Here is a 5,401-nt window from a genome sequence, read left to right on the forward strand (position 1 = left end):
GGGGTTTTTGTGCGAACGTCCTTCCTTATAGGATGTTCCGTCAATTTATGTTTTTGAGAGTCATTCAATGGTTCTCTTCATGATTTTTTTGTGGAGGGTTCGATTCTGGCTCAGGATGAACGCTGGCGGCGTGCTTAACACATGCAAGTCGAACGGGATCCGGAGTGCTTGCACTCTGGTGAGAGTGGCGAACGGGTGAGTAATGCGTGACCGACCTGCCCCGTACTTTGGAATAGCTCCTGGAAACGGGTGGTAATGCCGAATGCTCCAGCATGCTGCATGGCGTGTTGGGAAAGGGTTTACCGGTATGGGATGGGGTCGCGTCCTATCAGCTTGTTGGTGAGGTAACGGCTCACCAAGGCTTCGACGGGTAGCCGGCCTGAGAGGGCGACCGGCCACATTGGGACTGAGATACGGCCCAGACTCCTACGGGAGGCAGCAGTGGGGAATATTGCACAATGGGCGAAAGCCTGATGCAGCGACGCCGCGTGAGGGATGGAGGCCTTCGGGTTGTAAACCTCTTTTATCAAGGAGCAAGGCAGCTTTGTGTTGTTGAGTGTACTTGTTGAATAAGCACCGGCTAACTACGTGCCAGCAGCCGCGGTAATACGTAGGGTGCAAGCGTTATCCGGATTTATTGGGCGTAAAGGGCTCGTAGGCGGTTCGTCGCGTCTGGTGTGAAAGTCCATCGCTTAACGGTGGATCTGCGCCGGGTACGGGCGGGCTGGAGTGCGGTAGGGGAGACTGGAATTCCCGGTGTAACGGTGGAATGTGTAGATATCGGGAAGAACACCAATGGCGAAGGCAGGTCTCTGGGCCGTTACTGACGCTGAGGAGCGAAAGCGTGGGGAGCGAACAGGATTAGATACCCTGGTAGTCCACGCCGTAAACGGTGGACGCTGGATGTGGGGCCCTTTCCACGGGTTCCGTGTCGGAGCTAACGCGTTAAGCGTCCCGCCTGGGGAGTACGGCCGCAAGGCTAAAACTCAAAGAAATTGACGGGGGCCCGCACAAGCGGCGGAGCATGCGGATTAATTCGATGCAACGCGAAGAACCTTACCTGGGCTTGACATGTTCCCGACGACCGCAGAGATGTGGTTTCCCTTCGGGGCGGGTTCACAGGTGGTGCATGGTCGTCGTCAGCTCGTGTCGTGAGATGTTGGGTTAAGTCCCGCAACGAGCGCAACCCTCGCCCCGTGTTGCCAGCACATGATGGTGGGAACTCACGGGGGACCGCCGGGGTTAACTCGGAGGAAGGTGGGGATGACGTCAGATCATCATGCCCCTTACGTCCAGGGCTTCACGCATGCTACAATGGCCGGTACAGCGGGATGCGACATGGCGACATGGAGCGGATCCCTGAAAACCGGTCTCAGTTCGGATTGGAGTCTGCAACCCGACTCCATGAAGGCGGAGTCGCTAGTAATCGCGGATCAGCAACGCCGCGGTGAATGCGTTCCCGGGCCTTGTACACACCGCCCGTCAAGTCATGAAAGTGGGCAGCACCCGAAGCCGGTGGCCTAACCTCTTTGAGGGGGGAGCCGTCTAAGGTGAGGCTCGTGATTGGGACTAAGTCGTAACAAGGTAGCCGTACCGGAAGGTGCGGCTGGATCACCTCCTTTCTACGGAGAATTCAGGACGAAGGTTTTCGTCCGGTGTGTGCCCCACGGCCGCGAGAGTCGCGGTTTGGTTGGGGTTGCTGGTGTGGAAGAGATCGAAGGGCGGTTCTTGTGGTATGGGCATGCTTTTGGGTTCCCGGACCGTCACCCCGGAGGGTTTTCCTTCCGGTGCGGTTCCGTGCCTCCGGCCGCATGGCGGGGATTGGTTTTCCCGTGCGTGGGTTGGTGCGCGTGGTGGTTTGAGAACTGGATAGTGGACGCGAGCAGAATGCGATGCCGTTGTGGCGTTGTTTTCTGCTGTTGATTTCGAGAGCTCAGTTTTTTGAGTTTTTGATCGTTTTGTGATCGTTAGTGTGATGATTTGTCGTCAAGCGAATCTTGCTATGGAATTTGCGTGCAATTGATCCTGTTGTGGTTGGTTGCTTGCAAGGGCGTGTGGTGGATGCCTTGGCAGACAGGACCGATGAAGGACGTCGCGGGCTGCGATAATCCTCGGGGAGCCGCCGAGCGGGCTTTGATCCGAGGGTGTCCGAATGGGGAAACCCGGCCACCGTCATGGGTGGTCACCGGCTTTGGCCGGGGGGTACGCAGGGAAGTGAAACATCTCAGTACCTGCAGGAAAGGATACTCCGTGAGTAGTGGCGAGCGAAAGCGGATGATGGCCAAACCTTGCGCGTGTGATACCCGTCGGGGGTTGCGTGCGGGGTGTTGTGGGAGCGTGTGTCCCGTCGCCGGCGAGGCGGGCGCGAGTGATAAAGTTCTGACGGAGGCGAACCGGTTTGAAGGCCGGACCGTAGGGGGTGCCAGTCCCGTAGCCGAAGCGTCAGGGCCTCGTGATCGTGTTTCCCAAGTAGCCCGGGCCTCGTGGAATCCCGGGTGAATCCGCCCAGACCGTTGGGTAAGCCTAAGTATATCTGTCTGACCGATAGCGTACCAGTACCGTGAGGGAAAGGTGAAAAGCACCCCGGGAGGGGAGTGAAATAGTTCCTGAAACCGTGCGCCTACGAACCGTCGGAGCCTCAAGGGGTGACGGCGTGCCTATCGAAAAATGAGTCTGCGAGTCAGTGGCATGTGGCGAGCGTAAGCCGTGTGGTGTACGCGTAGCGAAGGCGAGTCTTAAAAGGCGTTTGAGTCGCGTGTCCTGGACCCGAAGCGGGATGATCTAGCCCTGGGCAGGTTGAAGCGCGGGTAAGACCGTGTGGAGGACCGAACCCACCTGGGTTGAAAACCGGGGGGATGACCTGGGGCTAGGGGTGAAAGGCCAATCAAATTCCGTGATAGCTGGTTCTCTCCGAAATGCATTTAGGTGCAGCGTCGGTTGATTGCGTCCGGGGGGTAGAGCTACTGGATGCTTGCGGGCCCGTATCGGGTACCAACAGCAGCCAAACTCCGAATACCCGTGGCGTGTATGCCGGCAGTGAGTCGGCGGGGGATAAGCTCCGTCGTCAAAAGGGAAACAGCCCAGATCGTCGTCTAAGGTCCCCAAGCGCGTGCTAAGTGGGAAAGGATGTGGAGTCGCATAGACAGCCAGGAGGTTGGCTCAGAAGCAGCCATCCTTGAAAGAGTGCGTAACAGCTCACTGGTCTAGTGGTTCCGCGCCGACAATGTAGCGGGGCTCAAGCACGCCACCGAAGACGCGGCAACGGTCTTGTGACCGTTGGGTAGGAGAGCGTCCTGCGCGGGGTGAAGCCGTGGCGCAAGCCGATGGTGGACTGCGTGGGAGTGAGAATGCAGACATGAGTAGCGAGAGGCGGGTGCGAATCCCGTCCGCTGGATGACCAAGGGTTCCGGGGCCACGCTTGTCGTCCCCGGGTGAGTCGGGTCCTAAGGCGAGGCCGACAGGCGTAGTCGAATGGATGAACGGGTCGATATTCCCGTACCGGCATCGAACCGTCCAGGCCGAGGCCGTGAGTACTAACCTCCGGTCGGTTCCGATCCAGCCTTCGGGTTGGTGGGGGGCCGTTCGTTGGGACTGTAGCGGTAGTAGGCGAGCACAGGAGTGACACGAGAGGGTAGCCGGCCGCGGAGGTGGTTTTCCGTGGTCAAGCGTGTGGCCCGCATCCCAGGCAAATCCGGGGTGCATGCAGGGTGAGGCGCGATGATGGGGGCCTTTGGCCCGAATCCGGTGATCCCATGCCGTCGAGAAAAGCTTCGGTGCGAGGGGCGTTGCCGCCCGTACCCCAAACCGACACTGGTGGTCAGGTAGAGAATACCAAAGCGATCGAGCGAATCCTGGTCAAGGAACTCGGCAAATTACTCCCGTGCCTTCGGTATAAGGGAGACCCTCTCGCGTGAAGCGGCTTGCCCGTGGAGCGTTGGGGGGTGGCACAGGCCAGGGGGTAGCGACTGTTTACCAAAAACACAGGAGCGTGCGAAGGCGCAAGCCGCTGTATACGCTCTGACGCCTGCCCGGTGCCGGAAGGTTAAGAGGATCCGTCAGCCCTCTGGGTGAAGCGGTGAATTCAAGCCCCGGTAAACGGCGGTGGTAACTATAACCATCCTAAGGTAGCGAAATTCCTTGTCGGGTAAGTTCCGACCTGCACGAATGGCGTAACGACTTCCCCACTGTCTCGACCAGGAGCTCGGCGAAATTGCAGTACGAGTAAAGATGCTCGTTAAGCGCAGAAGGACGAAAAGACCCCGGGACCTTTACTATACCTTGGTATTGGCGTTAGGCGCGGATTGTGTAGCATAGGCGGGAGACTTCGAAGCCCAGGCGCCAGCTTGGGTGGAGTCGCAAGGTGAAATACCGCTCTGTTCTCGTTTGACGTCTAACCACGACATGTCATCCATGTCTGGGACAGTGCCTGGCGGGTAGTTTAACTGGGGCGGTTGCCTCCCAAAGAGTAACGGAGGCGCTCAAAGGTCCGCTCAGCCCGGTTGGCAATCGGGTGTCGAGTGTAATCGCACAAGCGGGCTTGACTGCGAGAACGACGGTTCGAGCAGGGACGAAAGTCGGAGATAGTGATCCGGTGCCGGCGCACGGGCGCGGCATCGCTCAACGGATAAAAGGTACCCCGGGGATAACAGGCTGATCATTCCCAAGAGTCCATATCGACGGGATGGTTTGGCACCTCGATGTCGGCTCGTCGCATCCTGGGGCTGGAGCAGGTCCCAAGGGTTCGGCTGTTCGCCGATCAAAGCGGCACGCGAGCTGGGTTCAGAACGTCGTGAGACAGTTTGGTCTCTATCCTCTGCGCTCGTTGGAATCTTGAGGAGGCCTGCCCATAGTACGAGAGGACCTGGGTGGACGAACCTCTGGTATGCCGGTTGTCACGCCAGTGGCACGGCCGGTTGGCTACGTTCGGAAGGGATAACCGCTGAAAGCATCTAAGCGGGAAGCCCGCTCCAAGATAAGGATTCCGTGAGGCCTTGAGCCTCTGTACCCCCCATGTAGAACACGTGGTCGATAGGCCGGACGTGGAAGCCCCGCAAGGGGTGGAGCTGACCGGTACTAACGGGGAACGGCAACCAAACATCACACCATGCCCGGTGTGACGCGCATCCTTCCGTGCTTGACTCGTGAGGCGACAAGGAGCATTCACGATCCCACGAAACGATACGAAATCAATCGCGTCCATTCTCCGGTTCCCGAACCACCACAATACCGGCAAACCCCCTTTGCGGGTTTGACCGAACAATTACAGATTTGCGGCGGTCATGGCCCAGGTGAGACGCCCGGCTCCATTCCGAACCCGGAAGCTAAGGCCTGGCACGGCAATGGTACTGCACCCGATAGAGTGTGGGAGAGTAGCACACCGCCGCATCCAACTTGACAAGAG

3 rRNA genes are annotated in these 5,401 nt (G+C 58.7%); all 3 read left to right on the forward strand.

The features are described from left to right. Nucleotides 1–87 precede the first annotated feature (87 nt). The 3 genes from KIH79_RS12510 to rrf all read left to right on the forward strand — a co-directional run bounded on the left by KIH79_RS12510 (nt 88) and on the right by rrf (nt 5,386). A 16S ribosomal RNA gene (locus KIH79_RS12510) occupies nt 88–1,622 on the forward strand. A 412-nt stretch (nt 1,623–2,034) separates the two neighbouring features. Then, nucleotides 2,035–5,096, forward strand: a 23S ribosomal RNA gene (locus KIH79_RS12515). Between the two features lie 173 nt (nt 5,097–5,269). Next, nucleotides 5,270–5,386, forward strand: a 5S ribosomal RNA gene (rrf, locus tag KIH79_RS12520). Together the 16S, 23S and 5S rRNA genes form the textbook arrangement of a ribosomal RNA operon. Nucleotides 5,387–5,401: the final 15 nt, after the last annotated feature.

The organism is Bifidobacterium miconis (genome assembly GCF_019331735.1).
Lineage (GTDB): Bacteria > Actinomycetota > Actinomycetes > Actinomycetales > Bifidobacteriaceae > Bifidobacterium > Bifidobacterium miconis.